12 protein-coding genes are annotated in these 16,612 nt (G+C 51.8%); 11 read left to right on the plus strand and 1 reads right to left on the minus strand.

Features of this window, described 5'->3' with window-relative positions; genetic code table 11:
- From D8V06_RS00560 to D8V06_RS00610, 11 genes are all read left to right on the plus strand, one after another.
- The coding region (locus tag D8V06_RS00560) for an HU family DNA-binding protein (protein WP_177434290.1) at positions 1-96 on the plus strand (96 nt) is incomplete at its 5' end.
- 206 nt (positions 97-302) lie between these two features.
- Complete coding sequence (locus tag D8V06_RS00565; RefSeq protein ID WP_130930265.1) at positions 303-1,526, plus strand: integrase; 1,224 nt, start codon at positions 303-305, stop codon at positions 1,524-1,526.
- Between the two features lie 10 nt (positions 1,527-1,536).
- Positions 1,537-3,099 carry a site-specific integrase gene (locus D8V06_RS00570; protein WP_130904890.1) on the plus strand — a complete coding sequence of 521 codons (1,563 nt, stop codon included), beginning with the start codon at positions 1,537-1,539 and terminating at the stop codon, positions 3,097-3,099.
- Between the two features lie 4 nt (positions 3,100-3,103).
- Positions 3,104-5,776, plus strand: a complete 2,673-nt coding sequence (locus D8V06_RS00575; protein WP_130907806.1) for a hypothetical protein — start codon at positions 3,104-3,106, stop codon at positions 5,774-5,776.
- A 434-nt stretch (positions 5,777-6,210) separates the two neighbouring features.
- On the plus strand, positions 6,211-6,690 hold the full coding sequence (locus tag D8V06_RS00580) for a hypothetical protein (RefSeq protein WP_177434291.1): 480 nt from the start codon (positions 6,211-6,213) through the stop codon (positions 6,688-6,690).
- A gap of 1,327 nt (positions 6,691-8,017) precedes the next feature.
- Positions 8,018-8,740 (plus strand): fimbria/pilus chaperone family protein, encoded by a 723-nt coding sequence (locus tag D8V06_RS00585; protein WP_177434293.1) that lies wholly within the window; start codon positions 8,018-8,020, stop codon positions 8,738-8,740.
- A 357-nt stretch (positions 8,741-9,097) separates the two neighbouring features.
- A complete protein-coding gene (locus D8V06_RS00590) occupies positions 9,098-11,815 on the plus strand; it encodes a fimbria/pilus outer membrane usher protein (protein WP_177434305.1) in 2,718 nt (905 codons plus the stop codon).
- A gap of 66 nt (positions 11,816-11,881) precedes the next feature.
- Entirely contained in the window at positions 11,882-12,451 is a 570-nt protein-coding gene (locus D8V06_RS00595) for a hypothetical protein (RefSeq protein WP_130907808.1), read from the plus strand.
- A gap of 517 nt (positions 12,452-12,968) precedes the next feature.
- Entirely contained in the window at positions 12,969-14,915 is a 1,947-nt protein-coding gene (locus tag D8V06_RS00600; protein ID WP_130907809.1) for an LTA synthase family protein, read from the plus strand.
- Positions 14,916-15,018: 103 nt separating this feature from the next.
- Positions 15,019-15,438 carry a hypothetical protein gene (locus tag D8V06_RS00605; protein ID WP_130907810.1) on the plus strand — a complete coding sequence of 140 codons (420 nt, stop codon included), beginning with the start codon at positions 15,019-15,021 and terminating at the stop codon, positions 15,436-15,438.
- A gap of 251 nt (positions 15,439-15,689) precedes the next feature.
- Positions 15,690-16,094 carry a hypothetical protein gene (locus D8V06_RS00610; protein ID WP_130907811.1) on the plus strand — a complete coding sequence of 135 codons (405 nt, stop codon included), beginning with the start codon at positions 15,690-15,692 and terminating at the stop codon, positions 16,092-16,094.
- A 45-nt stretch (positions 16,095-16,139) separates the two neighbouring features.
- Here D8V06_RS00610 and D8V06_RS00615 read toward each other — a convergent pair whose 3' ends face one another.
- Entirely contained in the window at positions 16,140-16,403 is a 264-nt protein-coding gene (locus D8V06_RS00615) for a hypothetical protein (protein WP_130907812.1), read from the minus strand.
- Positions 16,404-16,612 lie beyond the last annotated feature (209 nt).

Consider the following 16,612-nt stretch of genomic DNA (forward strand, 5'->3'; position numbering starts at 1 on the left):
AACCCGCAAACCGGTGAGCCAGTCAAAATCAAGGCCAGCAACACAGTTGCCTTCAAACCAGGCAAATCGTTGAAAGATATCTGTAATAATAAGTAGCATGTTTCATTTTCTATGGATAAGTCGCAGCACCCCCTCTCCCTGAGGGGGTTTTTGGCCGACAGTCTTGATCTTGGTTTTTTGACGTTACATTTTTTGTGGTCCCGCCCAAATAATTTTGTGTGTCGCGGTTTTGTTTCATTTTTTGCTGACCTTCATGGCGTCTGCTACCGTAAATTTTTTACAGCGACACATGGGGTGGGCAAATGTCAATGTCCGCTTACGCGCTAACCACCGTGCAATTTACGAAGGTGGGAGGCATTAAGCTTAAGTTGGTGGCGATCAATGGTCAGATTGATCTGTTTGCTGGGGCGTACGCTTTGCAACGCTTCGAGAATGGATTGAGGATCAATTCCATTAAGGCAGATCAAACTGTCATCCTACATCTTTACCGATTTTGCGAAATCAATGCGATTGAGTTAATCCAGCGCATCGCGGATCAAAAGCCACTAAAAATCGGCGAAATCGAAGCATTCTCTTCCTTTTGTTGTTGTACTCGCTCAACCGGAGTGCCCGTTAACGCTGCGTGGTATGCAGCTCGCATGCGCGGTGCTATGGCATTTATCCATTACCTATGGTCGTTTTATCAAGACAATCTTCAAGCGGATTGCGCAGCTCTGCAGTCTGCATTGTTGCGATATCAACGAATGAAAGCCGGCTTTGACTTATACGCCAAGTCTCCTTACAAATCGGACCGGCAAGATAAGATAGGTCTTGCGCCAGCGTTACAGGCGAAATTTATCAGCATCATTGATCCCTCGCCAAGCAATAAGCTTAACCCTTGGAAAACCAGCAAAGTGCGTTGGCGTAATTGTGCATTATTGCTCCTGCTTATGCTGGGTGGCAATCGCAAAGGCGAAACGCTGCTATTAAAACTTAATCACTTTCAATTATCCGGGCATCGTAAATATTACGATATTTTTAAGGTTGGTCCGGTTGCAGATTACCCCCGCAGCGAAGTGCCCTCGGTGAAAACTCTGGGTCGACAAATTGAGCTGCACGAAGATCTAGCGAACTTGATTGAATATTATATTACTCAGGTCAGGGTGCTGTTTACCGGGTGGAAATCCACCAGTTACTTATTTATTTCATATCGAGACGGCTTACCTTTATCGCTGCAGACACCAAATGCCATTCTTAATGAATTGACACGGAAACACCCTGAATTCAAAGGACTTCTCAGTCCGCACCGCTTGCGCAATACATTCCATGACCTGCTCGATACCGCGCTTGATCTTAAGTTTAAAGACCAGAGCCCGCTGAGCCGTACATTACTGAAGTCGCCGATTCAAGAAGCGGCCGGTGGATGGGTTCGCAATAGTCAGATGCCGGAGCGATACGCCAAAGGCTCCATTCAACGCAAAGTCAGAGCATCGCAAGTGCTCATTCAGCAGCAGGCCCTCCACGCGTTCAAGGCGGGTGTTGAATAGGAGTAGCGTCGTGAAGGTGTCGCGCTTCCTTCCGGTGAGAAGCCGCTTGGGTTATGACGTCGAATTGTTTACCCCTGATGGCGATTTCAAGCCGGTCATTATTGTTCCTGATGACACCACGCAGTTTGTTTATCTTAAAACGGACGGCTTCAATCAGCTGGCGGATGACTTAAAAGAGATTCTCATCTGTTATGTGCAATATATCGTGCAGCGTTATCATGCAGCGACGTTGCTGGAGAAATTCTGGTTTTTGCAACGCTTCGTGTCCCAGGTCAATGCAGGGATCACTGTTGAACACGTATTAACTAAACTCGCGGTACAAGCGGATTCCTCTAGAAAAATGCATTGGATCGCCTGCGCTAAGGAATTCGCCAACTTTCTGTTGTTACACGAGTATGAGCTGCTGAGCGCGGAAGGTTACGAAAATATCACGCAATTGCACGGCTATTTCCGCAGACCCAATGCTTATTCCGCCTTATTCTTGATGGATGAAGAACATGGCCCGTTCACTCGAGAAGAAGTCAGTGTACTTTCTGCCGAGGTGGATAATACACGCCATTCCTTGCCCTTACGGCTGTTAGTCGACTTGTGTTTGAGTCATGGTTTGCGACCTATTCAGCTATCCCTTTTAAAACGTCAAGACTTTTTAACGGATCCTCAAACGGGCGTGCGTTACCTCAATGTACCCCGGGTAAAAAACGGCGCGCAACACCGCCGGACGCAATTCAGTGCGCGTATTCTGAGTGAACGCACGGCCACATTGATCGACCAAGTGATCGCCTCGGTAGAGCTCGTTGCTCAAGACATCCCCTTACAGGAACTTCCACTTTTCATGGCCACGCAGCCGCTGCGTTTGGAGCGCGTGCGTAATGCGCACGGTAGCGTGCTGTGGCGTGAAGAACTTCGACGATCAGGCGATTACTTTGCCGCTGATAATAAGCAAGCTTACGCTTACCACCGAAGAGCTTCGTTGTTAAGAAGCATGCTGAGTTACGCTCAGATTCATTTCCCGCTGTCGCCCCGAACGGGGCGACACTTCAACCTACACCCTTACCGTTTTCGCTACACCATTGGCACGCAGGCGGTGATGTCCGGGTGTTCACCCGAGGAGGTAGCGGACCTGCTGGACCATAGCAACACACTGTGCATCAAACATTACTTTCGGTTCACTCAGGAAATGTGGGAAGTATTGGAGCAGGCAACCCAAAGCCGCGTTGAGCAGCGACACTTTACGGCCGCGTGGATGAGGACGGAGGATCTAAAGGGCAATCTCTATGCGCGGCCCATCTACGAGCCGCGCAGTTTCACTGCCATCGGCCAATGTGCCACCGATTCGGCATGTTTTGATGAGCCCGCGGTGGCGTGTTACGCCTGTAAGCGCTTTTGTCCCAACAAAGATGTTCACGCGCATCGCATGGCTCTGGAGCAACTGACCCAACGCCAAGCGCAGCTGTTGTCGGTGTCAACGGCCACGGTGGTCAGTGCCTTTGAGCCCTCAATTGCCGGCTGTCAGGCGGCAATTGCCTACGCACAAGGCCACTGCGTGACATTAATTCACAAGCAGGAGGAGTGATGCCATGCTTATTGGTGAGCAACAGCATATGCAGACGCAGCGGCAACAGCGCCTAAGCCGGCTGGCTGAGGAAGCTCAGGCGCGGTTCGAGCAATTGAAGTTATTTCCGACTTCGCACTGGGATGATTTGTACTGGCTGTATCAGGGTAAAGTGCGAATTTACCTTACCGTACCAGGCTTGGTGCCGGAATTGGCGACCTTAAATAAAGTTTTTGTAACCACCTTGTTATGGAATGCTCGCCAGAGAAACAAAGCATTGGGAGCGACGCGCGTCAAAAGCCTGGCCGCAGCCTTCAAGATGCTCATCAAAGTCGATGTTCGAAGTCTGATTATGATCGATCAGGACGCCTATGATCGGACTCTTAATCATATCAGGACGTCGTATGCCCACGGCGAAGGGCTGTGCAATGATCTAAATCGACTCATGGCCTTTATGGCATCGCACCAGCTTTTAACACAGCCGATTGCCACCATCCGAGTTGGCGCGCAGTTCCAGCGAACAGATCGCTACGGTCGAATTGCGGCAGAAGAAAAGCTTCCTCTGCCGCCATTGATCGGCGCGATCATCCAACTAAAATGGGCCCTGGATCACTCGCCAGACCAGAGTATTCGAGCACAACTTGATCGACTGGCGATCTTAACGCAAGTTTTTCAGTTTGGTTTGGGATTGCGGATAGGTGAAGTGTTACGCCTTCCCAAGAACTGCTTGGTTGAGCGCAACGGACAACTTTTTTGTAACGTTTGGACTGAGAAAGGCGCGGCTCCTATGGCGCGTTATATCCCACAAATTTGGCGCCCGGTTATTCAAGATGCCGTGCGCAGGATTGACGCAATCTGCAGCCTTTGGCGCGAACGAGCCAGTGAGATTGAAAATGGCACCCTTGCTACAGTATTGGCGAAGCGATTTGACCGTCGTGTGGCACAAATAGACACCGACATACAGGTCGCGCTTGAACAGTTGACGGCATTGTCCGCCGCTAACGCGACTCGCGCCCAAACCTGTCTCAAACTCCTCAAGCCCCTGGCGGATGAAGCACAAATTGAGCTTCATCAATTGACGCAATATTTGCCCTTCGCATCCACGGCAGTCGGCGTGGACTCGTTGTTGGCTTTCTATCGTCGCTCAGGTTTTGACGTGAGGTCTACCCCGGTCGGGCGTTTTAAACATACCCATTACTTAGTCGGTGCCGATATCAAGCGCCGCCTTAACGAAATGATTACGTGGCGTACCCACAGATTCACCTACGAAGAGGTGTTCCAAATTATTCATGGGCAGCCTCCTTGCAGCCGGCAGGTGAAGTCCAGCGCTTTTCAAGGGTTGCGCTCGAAAGCCTTAAATCGGGTCGAATGGCTGGCTTTTTTTGGGGAGACCGTAAGTTGCGGTCGAGCAATCATTTATTGTGGTTATGACGAGGCGGTCGCGGCCATTAACCACGTTATGGGGGGAGGATTTGATTATCGCCGCTTGTTACCCCTGCTGGATGCGCAACAGCTCTATCCAGAGTGGTTTGGTCAGAAATCCATGACCATGATTCACAAGGGTTCTAAAAAAGGATTTTTCTCCTACCTGCGGTTGAATGCTGCCCCTGTAACCTTTTTTCGTAAAAGTGCGTCGACGACGGGTTTGAAGTATGCACACGGTACAGGTTACTTATTGGAATACCGCAGCATCACCCAAGCTATTTCGCAGGATTTTGTGGCTTTGAATACCCGCCTCCAAACTGAATTGCTGGCTGAAATGGTCAAGGAGGTGTTGTCGGAAGGATTGGCTATCAGCTCCAACGCTTTTCGTATTTCGCAAAAAGTCTCCGATTATCTATTTGTGGTTCCCAGTAGTTTGGGGGGCACCTACCAGGCTTATATTCCCTGCGTGCTGTCCTACGGTGCGGCGCTTTATGCCCTCAAACCGAGCGAGCAAGGGCTTGCACGGGGTTCGGCCTTTTCCCGTTATGGGGTGGCGGTGGAGGATGAGGTCATCCAATCCTTTCAAACCCATAAAGGACGACATTGGCAAACCAATTCATTGTTTCGTGCTGGGTTAGCTGCGAGCATCGTCAATAAATGGATGGGCCGAACCCAGCCTCAAGGCGCTCATTACGACCATCAAACCGCACGGGAACGAGCTCAGAAAGTAGGTGAACTGATGCTGGGTGAACATACCCGCTTTCTTGGCTCGTTGCCTGAGCAGCTACAGTCCTGGAAACGCAGTGAACTTTCCTTGAAAGATATCCAGGCCCAGTTGAACCTCACCTTGCAGACGGCTCATTACAGCCCTTTGGGGTTCTGCGTAAGGGACATCAACTTGAAGCCCTGCGAGTACCACCTCAAATGCCTAACGGGAAATGCAGGGTTAGGTTGCCGGGAGTTTGTATTTGACCTGCATGATCCGATTCAGCGCCAGAACATCACCAACGAACGTGACAAAGCTGAGCAGGAGCTGGCACGGTTGTTTGAAGTGTTAAATCGGCCAGACGTGCCAGCTGAATCGGTCGAGATGCACATTGAGCATCAAATGACGCTGTTCAGAAATGCCACTGCCATCCTTGAGCGCGCCCAATTGATCATGACCACCGCCCAAGCCGCACAGGTCCAAGACTTTCAACCGTTTCGAGCTCAAGGCTCCAAACCCGATGATTGCGCTTTTCAATGTGGAACACCACCCTTGGACAGTGTGTAGCGCTTGCAAAAGATCAGAGATCAGTCCCTCTCCCTCGCGGCGGCCCCCTGAAGAGGTCGCTGGGACGTTATGATTCTTAGGAAGATCATCACGCCAACGTCTGAGCCATATTGATGAAGCTTGTCTGGTCGCCAGCCCTGCCTGGTACCACCATGCCATATGGTCCGTTTGGGTTGATACGTATCTGGGTGCAGAACGGTGTGCTGCTGTTGGGTAGGCATCATGACCAAGACCCGTCGCCGCGCAGCGATAGTGCAATTTGAATATTGCCGCAAACCAGCTTAAGTAGGTAATCGTCAGGTGGATCTGGCGGTCATCCAGAACAGTGGGCGCCTTAGTGCCGCTCGCCATACGATTGACTAAGGCCAGATTTTTCCTAACAAGGCACGGCACCGGATGACGGTGTTCTTTCACTGGTAAAGAGGAACCGGGGAATGGCCACTACGCAAGAGCAATGGAAGCAGGCGTTTATGCTGCTCAATCACTTCGAGCGCCAGATGATTGAACCAACTGAATTTTGCTGGACTTACTTCACGAGTCAGCTCGGCGTGTCAAGGGTCACGTTATGGCGAAACAAAGCATTTGAGCAAGAATTTCAGCGGGTTAAGGACCTCGTCAAAGCCTATACACAAGGTAAGCGAACCTTCGACCAAATCAGCTCGCTAAAAGCGGCGAAGGAACGGGATAAAGATCAGCAGATCGAGTCACTGAAAGCTCAGGTGGCAACACTTAATCAGCAGCTCAGCCGAGAGCGTGAACGCTTGGTGTATGCCGCAATGATTGCTCGGCGCAAAAATATCGATCCTGCTGATTTTATCGATAACAGTCCTTTGCTGCGCAAGGTATACGGTGAAGCGTTAGCTAGCGAGAAGCCAGTGAAAATCCGAGAAATCAGATCGGATAAGAATCGGTAACCCAACAAGGTCGTCCTCGCTCTGGGGAACTGGCTCCAGGCGAGCTGTATTTGATGGGCACCATTGGGACCGCTGTACTTACAACAACTCGATACCTTGTTTTTTCGACGCGGGCCGAGCCATGGGTGCTACCAGCGGACTGGTGGAAGCGGAAAAACGCCGATTTTAGGGATGCCATTTACATACGCATCAACCCAATCGACGTTTTGTGAAGCTCCGTACACGCCGTGATAGGCAACCTAAAATTATTTAGAATCAAGCACAGCGGGCACCCATGGCGCGGGCGTCAATGACGCTTGGTAGCGGTATTCCGCCACTCGGGGGGCGAAATGCTGACCACTCGCGGAACAGACAGACACACCAATAGCCCAGACTATTGCCACGCACCTCAATTGCGGGGGAACCCGTAAAGTGAGACGCGGCGAGTATCGCCATGCAACGCGCTTAAGCCGTAAGCGGTTAGGGGCATGTCTCTGCATAATCGCTTCTCCATATATTTCTGGAAAATGCGACTGCACGATGGATCGAGCCACTCGGCTCATTAACTGCGGATCACTGCGGCGAAGACAAGCTTCCAATTGCATCGCTAGTTCCTTCTCGGTGATGAGCGCGGTCAAAGCCTTCCCTCTGAATATTTTTATTTTTTGACTCATCGTACGTCCTCGATAAGTTTGTCCTGTTGCCCTCCTATAGAAGCGTCACTTAGTCAAATGAACAAGGACGTACGTCCCAAAAAATAGCGCCGTTCGTCAGCTTTTTCCTACAAAAAATAAAACTATTATGGCTTAACGCGGTCATTCGCCGATTGGCGCGCTCCGCGTCGTTCAATGACCTGCTTTCCCAGCGGTCACTGCCGTCCTGCGCCGCAAAAGCGGTTTTCGTCCACCCATGAGCCCTCCTAACAAGGAGTCGGAAGAGGTTCGTCGTCGCCTCCCGGCTAAATAATCTCTCAGACAATGCTCCTCAATGGTCTGAGCAGCCTTTGATGCGTATTCATGAGGTCGTACTCCGCATTGGGTCGCTGTTCTGAGACTCTCTGTTACTGCCCTCCATAACAAAATGTCCATTCAGCATTTCTAAAAGAGGGAAAACCTTACGCAACCTGAGGCGTAGCGGCAATGAATGAGATATGGACAGACCCTGATGATTAAGCCAGTGCTGTTCGATGAATAACGCATCACACAAGTGACAACGGGGCACTTATAACGGCATAGGTTTAAATCTTACGCCGGGCCAATAAATGACAAATACGTCTCGGGTACGCCTTCAGGTTTACCTCACGACATCATATCAAGGTGTTTATTTTTATCATGTGAGGACTTCTATTATGGTGATGGGTGCCAACTATAAAACTGATGCAGCGTGTGCAATACTCATGTTTGGTTTGTTATTTGCTGGCCCCTCGTTTTCTTCGGGTATGAAACCTGCCTCTTCGGTCGTGTTGATTAGCGAAGACCAAGGTGAAACCACCATGAATGTGACTAATACCGATAAATACGCCGCGTTGCTGTATACCTCGTTGGAAACCATTCCAGAAGACCCTGAGCTGTTACTTGTCGTGTCGCCCCCCGTTGCTCGCGTCGAAGGCGGGGACAGCCAAGCCGTGCGGTTTATCCTGCAAAACAAAAAGCCATTCACCGTGCAGCGCTTGATGCGAGTGACCTTTGAAGGCATTCCCACGGTGCAATATAAAGTACCTAACAGCGTGGGCGTCACCTTTCGCCAGAACCTGCCCGTCATTATTTCACCGAAGGGTTTGAAAATAGAGGCGGCGCCCTGGAAGTTTTTAAAGTGGTCTTTATGTGGTGACACGTTACACGTCACTAACGACAGTCCTTATGTTGTACGCTTGGCCCTTTCTGGTTCGCTGCAGCCAGTAGCCGAAGAGGTCAAATTTAGCAAAGCTTATATTTTGCCCAGTACGCACCATGAGTTCCAAATAGGCCGTGTAATTACCGGTGCGACGTCGATGCGCATTCACCCTGCCAGTGTATATGGGTATGCCTTAAATCAGTTCGACACACCGTTGAGTGCCTGTACCTCACAGTAAGCCACCGTCCCTGTGGTATCCATTAACCCACTGTGATGGACTACTTCTATGTGCGCTACGCGGTTGTTCCATCCGATCGTTCCTGGATTGTTTATCCCGCTGATGCTCGCCAATTCATTGGCCATGGGCGAGCCGGGCTTAAGTTCTGCTCCTGCTCCCCGTCCTGATGGCTCGCCTCTGAAGGAGTCTTTAGCCCCCGAATTGCCCCTATCGCCAGCGGCGACCTTAGCTTCTCCCAGAGCCATAACTGACTCGTCGAGCGCCGACAATGTGGGATTATCCCGCATCCCTTCGAGCTCGCACGTTTTGGCTGTGACGCCGCCCCCCAATCAAACCGAAATCCTCGCCGTGACAAAAATGACCACGAGTACAGAGGGAACGGTGCCTGCAGCTCCAACAAACAGCGCCATCGAGGTTGTGCCCAACGCGTCTTCCCCCTCAGGATCGGCCACATCCCCTGAGGTAACGGTCACCTCAACGTTTGAACACCAGTCAACCAAAACGGCTGTGCCAACCTCCGATACAGGTGTGGTATTTGACATTGATACCCTGATCAGCCGCGGGATCGACCCCAAGCTGGCCGCGATGTTTAATGATAAAGCCCGTTTTTTACCGGGACTGCACAAAGTCACCCTGTTTGTGAACGGTGATAATCTCGGCTCGGTTGCAGTTCATTTTGATACGCAAGGCCAACTGTGTTTTGACCAGCGTCTCGCGGATAAGGCTGGCTTGCTTTTGCCATCAGATGGGGCACCGCTTCTTCCAAGCACCGTTGACCGCCCTCCCCAGGCAACGGCGGTACTCCCCACGGCAGATGCTGGAGCGACGCTTGTTGCTTCGCTAGATACAGCGCTGGAGGCCTCCACTGGAGAGTTTTCTTCTTGGGCTGACACCCCTGAGAGTACAGCTTCGAGCAGTCCAGGTCCTTCTGGGGCAAGCCCTTGTGTCGATTTTATGGCGTTATACCCACAAACAGATGTGGATTTGCGACCGAACAAAGACGAAGTTCGTCTCGCCGTTCCCTCGAATGCCCTCAAGCCATTGGAGCAAAATTTTTCGGGATACAGTTCCGGCGGTATGGCAGCGATCCTCAACTACGACGCTCTAAAAACCCAATCGCAGTTTTCTGGCACCACCAGTGACTTTACCTCGATCAATACCGAGGCCGGATTGAACTTGGGCGACTGGAGCGTGCGTAGCCGACAAACTTTCACCGATCAAAACGGTAAGCGCAATACCGATCAGCTGTACACTTACGCCGAACACAGTTTCGTGCCCTTCAAATCGGTGCTTCAAGTCGGACAACTCAATTTGTTCAATCCGGTGTTGCCCGGTGCGTCCATTACCGGTGTGCAAGTCGTGCCCGATAGTGCGTTACGCGCTCAAGCATCAGGTGGGGTAACCATTGAGGGTATCGCGACCACCCCCCAAGCTCGGGTGGAAGTGAAGCAAGATGGCATCTTGATTTATTCTACGGTGGTTCCCGCCGGCCCTTTTCAATTGACCAACGTGCCTCTGCTACGAAGTAACGCGAATGTTGATGTCACGGTATTTGAATCAGATAATTCGCAAAACACCTTCAGTTTACCCGCTGCGTCTTTGCGCCAGGTTGAATTAACCACCAATGGCTTATCGATAGCAGCGGGCAAAGTGCGCAATATCAATGACACCTCTGGGCTTGAGGAACCGATGGTCGTGTCGGCGGGCGATGACTGGTTACTCAGTGCTCGCGACAAGCTCTCAGCTGGAGTCATGATCGCCCAAGACTATAACTCCATCGGTGTGATCACCGATCATTTGCTCACTCAGGACACCCGTTTGAGCTTAAGCACGACCGTATCGCAAGCTCAAACATTAAGCAAAAGCGGAGTGGAAAGCAGTGTGGCGCTCAGTTCGCGCTTAACCGAAAGATTCGCCGTCAATGGCTCCATGACCCGCCAAACGTCTGGCTATCGCTCTTTGATGGATGCGGTGCAATCCGCCCAGGAGGAAGAAGACTTTGCAGGCGATGAACGCACCCAATTCAATGTCGGCGCGAGTTGGAGCTCACCAACTTATGGCGGTTTCGGCATGAATTTTATGCAGTCGCTCAATAACGATAATGCGTGGGACCGAACCCTGTCGTTATCTTGGGGCCATACGATTGCTGGCATTTCCATCAATGCCAGCGTGCAGCATGACATCAGTGGAGATATTCCCAATTCTGCTTATCTGAGTTTCAGCATTCCTTTAGGAGCAAGCCGTAGCCTACGCACCTACGCCAGTCGTACCAGCGCCGAGCAGCAGCAGATAGGAACCACCTACAGCGAGACGGTTAACGACATGCTCAATTACAGCCTGACAATGGGCCAGCAGCTAGGTCGCGGCAGTGATCGGGAGATGACTTGGGGGGGCAACGTATCCGCCTTGCCACGCTATGCACAAGTCAGTGCGGGCTATACCGATAATGGCGCTCACAGCAATAACTATAACGTCGGCGGCAGCGGCGCCTTGGTGCTGCATGCCAATGGTTTGACCGCTTCACCTTATCAAATTCAAGACACCTTCGGGATTGTCTCGGCGGGCGAGGAAGCGGGCGTCAAACTGATCACTAACAGTGGTCCGGTCTGGACTGACAGTCGCGGCCAAGCAGTGTTAGCTCGACTTCCGGCGTTCAGCGACAGTCAAGTCGAGGTCGTGAGTTATACCCTACCGCGCAATGCCGATATTGATAATGGCTATAAGCGTGTGGCGGCAGGTCGAGGCTCGGTGAATTACTTGAAATTTAATGTTTCCAAGGTACGGCGCGTACTGCTAACGGTGACCGACAGCAACGGTAAGCCATTACCTAAAGGTGCAGCGGTGTTTGATGGTGCTGAACGATTTGTCACCGTGGTATTAGATGAAGGCAAGATTTATTTGAATGACACTAGCCAGAGTGACTTGCGCGTCAGCTTGCGAGGTGGGGATTGCTACTTGAGTTTCAATTTGGGAGCTCAGGATAATACTGAAGGCTTATTCGAGCAGGTACCGGCCGTGTGTACCGCACCAGAGCGCGCACACTCCTCGCCCAAAACCTCACCGGCCAGCCCCTAGCCTTTCGGTGAAGCCGGTGAATCACCCTGAGGCGTCCGTGATGATCAGTCTAATGGAGTATTTAACGTGCAATGTCGACCCTTACTGGCACTGAATTTCATTGTTCTGATGGGCTCGCTTTCGCCGGTCTTCGCCTCGGAGTGCCAGCTACAAAGCAGTCAGTTGGTGCAAGATTTTGGACAATTCAATCCCTATGAGTTGGCGACCACCTCCGAATCGGGCCGCGCGTCAGTCGGTCAACGTTTCATTCAACTGAACGTCACGTGTCCGCAACCCACCCGTATGGCGATCTTGTTTCGAGGTACTGCAGTCGATCCTGAAAGTTTCAAAATGGGCGAAAACGGAAGTTTTAATTTAATCGCTAAGGATGCCTTGGTAGATGGTCGACCGGTAAACCTGGGCCGCGTGTTAAGCGGCGCGGCGATGGTGGATCATGGCACCAGCAGCGTGAAAATGGCTCCTGGCTACTACGTGGTGCCGTTGGCCCAGAACGGCACCCGCCTTGAAGGCCAGGCGTTCTCGATTCGGGTCGAAATCAATGCTTACTTAAAAAGTGATCGGTTAAAGATTCGAGATGTCACACCGTTTCAGGGGCAGGCGTTCTTCGAGTTGGATACCGGTATAGCTGTTCCTTAAGGTGTGAAGTACGAGCCGATATCTCAATGATAAGCGCTGGGGGGAAGGTAGCCGAGCCAGACCTGCATGGTCTGTTGCAACACTGTACCTACCATCGGTATCACTCCGCTCCCATAAGCGTTTGGGTCGAGTAGCGCATAGGGCTGATTGTCGATGCGCGGATGAGCCCACCTCATCACTCACCGACAACTTCATCCGCGCCGCAATAGAACCTACCCCCTCCTCCTTAGCTCTTCGCGCCTCATTCAAAGATCGTCGATATTTAGGCTGCAGTTGCTAGTGGGAAGGCGTTAACCGGCTTGGTAGTTGCGTGAGCTTTGTTAGACCTCACGCGTTACCAAGTTGCAATGGCTAAACGTTTTCGCCTTGTTTTGGGGTATTTCCCTACATTCGCCTGCCGAACTCCCACGTTTAATAAGTGCTGCTTTGTGCATGCTGGCAGATTGGCTGCTGCCTGGGTCCAGGCTCCGCACTGCCGTCACGGTCACGGAGCTTCACACAACATAAGGAGAAAACGGTGGGGCATATCAAGACAGCACCAATGCGTTTTTTGTTGCTAGTAAGCAGCGCTTGGCTGAGCATCTTTTTCGCGACCCGCCTGTGGTTAGTGCTGACTCACTGGAGTGAGGCCGGGAGCGCATTGCTTGCGATCTTCGGTATTGGTTTGCTCTACGACTTGGGCTTCATCGCCTATGCGGCATTGCCAATGGGGCTTTATCTGGTGCTTTGCCCTCCAGCCTTATGGCGACGTCGTGGCCATCGGTGGTTTTTGCAGGCACTGCTGGGGGTCAGTCTGTTCGCAATGTTATTCACTTCGATCGCTGAGTGGCTCTTCTGGCATGAGTTCGGGGTGCGCTTCAATTTCATCGCCGTCGACTATTTGGTTTACTCCGACGAGGTGCTGAATAATCTGCTCGAGTCGTATCCTATCGGCTCGTTGCTGAGTCTTCTTGCGGTGTTGGCGGTGATTTTGAGTGTCGCATTACGCCAACCATTCATCGCCGCCGTGCAAGCCCCCTTGCCCACTGTGCGTGGGCGTCTTTGGATTACGCTTGGACTGCTGATCGCTGCCCTAGCCAGCGCGCAACTGCTCAGCCAGGCCGCCCCTCGTGCCCAGGGTGGCAATACCTATCACAACGAACTGGCAAGCAATGGTCCGTATCAATTCTTCGCCGCATTTCGCAACAACGAACTGGATTATCCCCAGTTTTACAGCACGCTAGCGCCTGAGGTGGTTGGGCAACAGATTCGCAGCGAGCTAAGCGAGCCCAATGCTCGCTTCATCGGCGAGGATCCGCAGGATATTCGCCGAGCAATCGATAATCCTGGGGTCGAACGTAAGCCCAACATCATCCTGGTTACGATTGAAAGCTTCAGTGCCAAATACATGGGCAGCAACGGCGATCAACGTAACTTAACGCCAAACCTCGACGCCCTGCGCAAAGAAAGCCTGTACTTCAGCAATTTCTACGCTACCGGCACTCGCACTGATCGCGGGCTGGAAGCCATTACGTTAGCGATCCCTCCCACACCGGGTCGATCGATCGTTAAACGAGTGGGGCGCGAGAGCGGCTTTGCTAGCTTGGGGCAGCAGCTCAAGGCTGTGGGATATGACTGCGTATTTGTTTATGGCGGACGCGGTTACTTTGACAACATGAATGCTTTCTTCAGTGGCAATGGATATCGCGTGGTTGATCAAAGCAATGTTGAAGAGTCTGAGATTCACTTCAAGAACGCCTGGGGCATGGCAGACGAGGATCTCTACCAGCAAGCGCTGAGCCTGGCTGATGCCGACTATGCCAAGCAGCAACCATTTCTGCTGCAACTAATGACAACGTCCAATCACCGCCCTTATACCTATCCCGACCACCGCATCGACATCAAGTCTGGTAATGGTCGTGATGGGGCGGTGAAATATACCGATTACGCCATCGGCCAGTTTCTGCAGCAGGCACGTAAAAAGCCTTGGTTCGACAATACAATTTTCGTTTTTGTCGCGGACCATACGGCCGGTAGTGCCGGTAAAGAAGATTTGCCGATTAGCAACTATCACATTCCCCTCTTCATCTATGCCCCGAAGCTGATTGAAGCCCGAGAAACACCTCAATTGGCAAGCCAGATTGATCTCGCCCCGACGCTGCTGGGGTTACTGAACCTGGATTATCTGTCTACGTTTTTCGGGCGTAATCTGCTGCAAGACAATCCGTTGCCGCCGCGAGTATTGGTGGGCAACTACCAGCATTTGGGCCTGTTTGATGGCCAGGACCTGGCCATTCTCAGCCCCCGCCAAGGACTACGCCGGCACGATGCCGCGCTGACCGAAAGTCACGAGTCCCAAGCCATTGTCAGTGATCCTTTAATCAGCCGCGCCATTACCTATTACCAAACTGCCAGTTATGGCTTTAAGCAACAGTTGCTGAGTTGGCGGGCATCCCAAGGGGCTGAGCAGGTCAGCGAGCGTTAATAGAGATGGATGGGGCGTGGCATTCAAACAAGGGCCAGAGTGTCGGCTTGGTTCAACGTACCCCGTCGGTTCCCCACAATCACGGCCCAAGGAGGCGATATAAATGGACTATCAACAAGAATGGTCGGCACTCTATAAAAAACACATGGATATTCTCCATCGAGCCTCGCACAGCATGGACATCAATTTCGAATTCAGTGCCGCCTTATTGGCGTTAGGTCCCTACAAGCTCAAATGTTTTGCTCAACGCCTCGGTAATAATCTCCTCGCGCCCTGGGAGCCGCTAAAACCGCTGGAAGCCTTACAGCTCTATCTGATCAACAAGCATCACTGGACGTTGAATTATGCACGTACCTTCCGGCACGAAAAGGATTATCTCCTGTTGCTTCGCGAGGAGATTGCTCACCTCAAGCTGGATCGAGTGGAAGCTTATCCGGTTCGTTTGCAGGTGAAAAATCACGAGCAGCGAGGGGCTTTTACGCTGCATTTTGATGAGCGTGATCCGAAGCAGAAAATTGCCTAAAGGTTTGAAATTGCGCGCGATGAAGTAGAGAAAAAGCGCACCGAAGGTCAGGCTACGCCATAAACGAGGCCTCTCGAGCGCTTAGGAGAATTGAGTCCGTGAGCGTTGTCATAGACGCTTCTAGTTGCCGCGGCGATGGTCGAACGCGAATCGCTGCAGCATAAACGGGCCTTAAGAGGTTTTTGATGCTCGCTGGTGAGCGCCCATGATATCGATGAGTTCCCCATCACGTCAGTCCGGGGTGTGTGCAAATGAACTATCGCTCGGTGTGGACCAAGCTTATTACCAAACATCAATATCGTATCGATAAGGACCCCAGTTTGCGGCGTGACGGCGTTTATCCTAAGGCTGCGCAACTCGCCCTGGGTGAATATAAATTAATATGTTTTGCCGAGCGCCTCAGGGGCCAACACTCGATCTGGGAGCAAGACACCCCCCTTCCTTATCGAGAGTTACTCAACCTGTATTTGGTGAACAAGCATCATTGGACACTGGAGATGGTTCGTTCAAACAAAAGCAGTGATGTCTTCCTCCTTCTTCGCGATGAGCTGGATCAAATATTGCTCACCGATGAGGAGGCGACACCGGTTCGACAGACAACGGAAACCTGTTTTTCGTGGCAGGTTTTTGAGCTGCATTTTCAAGCCCCCGAGTAGCTGCGGCGAGCGCATAGAGATTTGAATGCGCGGCGGAACAACAGCCTACGATCTAGCCCAGTTTTGGAACAGCTCCAGGGCCATGTACAGATCAGCGGAAATGATCCACAGCGTCGAGCCGAGCGAGGTATGGCCATTTGAATAGGCGCAGAAGCCGATAGCAGTGATAGCAATTCCACCCCAGCAAACTGCAAGTTCCAGCATTGAACGCCCCCTAATAAATCCCGGCCAAACGGCGCTACCGTGTTGGCCTTCTGAAGTAGCCGCGACTAACACAGGACGATTGAACTCTGGCTGAAATTTGGCCAAGCAAAAAATCCTGCTGCGCACTCGAAATAAATCTTGCCCCCTTTCGAGCGGGAGCCAGCCACATTTGCGACATGACAAGGGGCGGTTAACTCGCAGACGGTCCTGCAGCATGGCAAAAGCCTCATACGCAAATCCAAACGAGTCCGGCCATTGCTGAAACCGTCAGAACAATACCTGACCATAACAGCGACCTTAATAACTCGTTCAGG

The sequence above is a fragment of the Pseudomonas sp. Sample_24 genome (assembly GCF_004307605.1).
In the GTDB taxonomy this organism is placed as follows: domain Bacteria; phylum Pseudomonadota; class Gammaproteobacteria; order Pseudomonadales; family Pseudomonadaceae; genus Aquipseudomonas.

What these genes read in the sequence shown, in the direction of transcription:
- D8V06_RS00590 (WP_177434305.1), top strand. Translation starts at nt 9,098, where the DNA reads ATGACCACGAGTACAGAGGGAACGGTGCCTGCAGCTCCAACAAACAGC.
- D8V06_RS00565 (WP_130930265.1), top strand. Translation starts at nt 303, where the DNA reads ATGTCAATGTCCGCTTACGCGCTAACCACCGTGCAATTTACGAAGGTG.
- D8V06_RS00610 (WP_130907811.1), top strand. Translation starts at nt 15,690, where the DNA reads ATGAACTATCGCTCGGTGTGGACCAAGCTTATTACCAAACATCAATAT.
- D8V06_RS00580 (WP_177434291.1), top strand. Translation starts at nt 6,211, where the DNA reads ATGGCCACTACGCAAGAGCAATGGAAGCAGGCGTTTATGCTGCTCAAT.
- D8V06_RS00575 (WP_130907806.1), top strand. Translation starts at nt 3,104, where the DNA reads ATGCTTATTGGTGAGCAACAGCATATGCAGACGCAGCGGCAACAGCGC.
- D8V06_RS00605 (WP_130907810.1), top strand. Translation starts at nt 15,019, where the DNA reads ATGGACTATCAACAAGAATGGTCGGCACTCTATAAAAAACACATGGAT.
- D8V06_RS00585 (WP_177434293.1), top strand. Translation starts at nt 8,018, where the DNA reads ATGGTGATGGGTGCCAACTATAAAACTGATGCAGCGTGTGCAATACTC.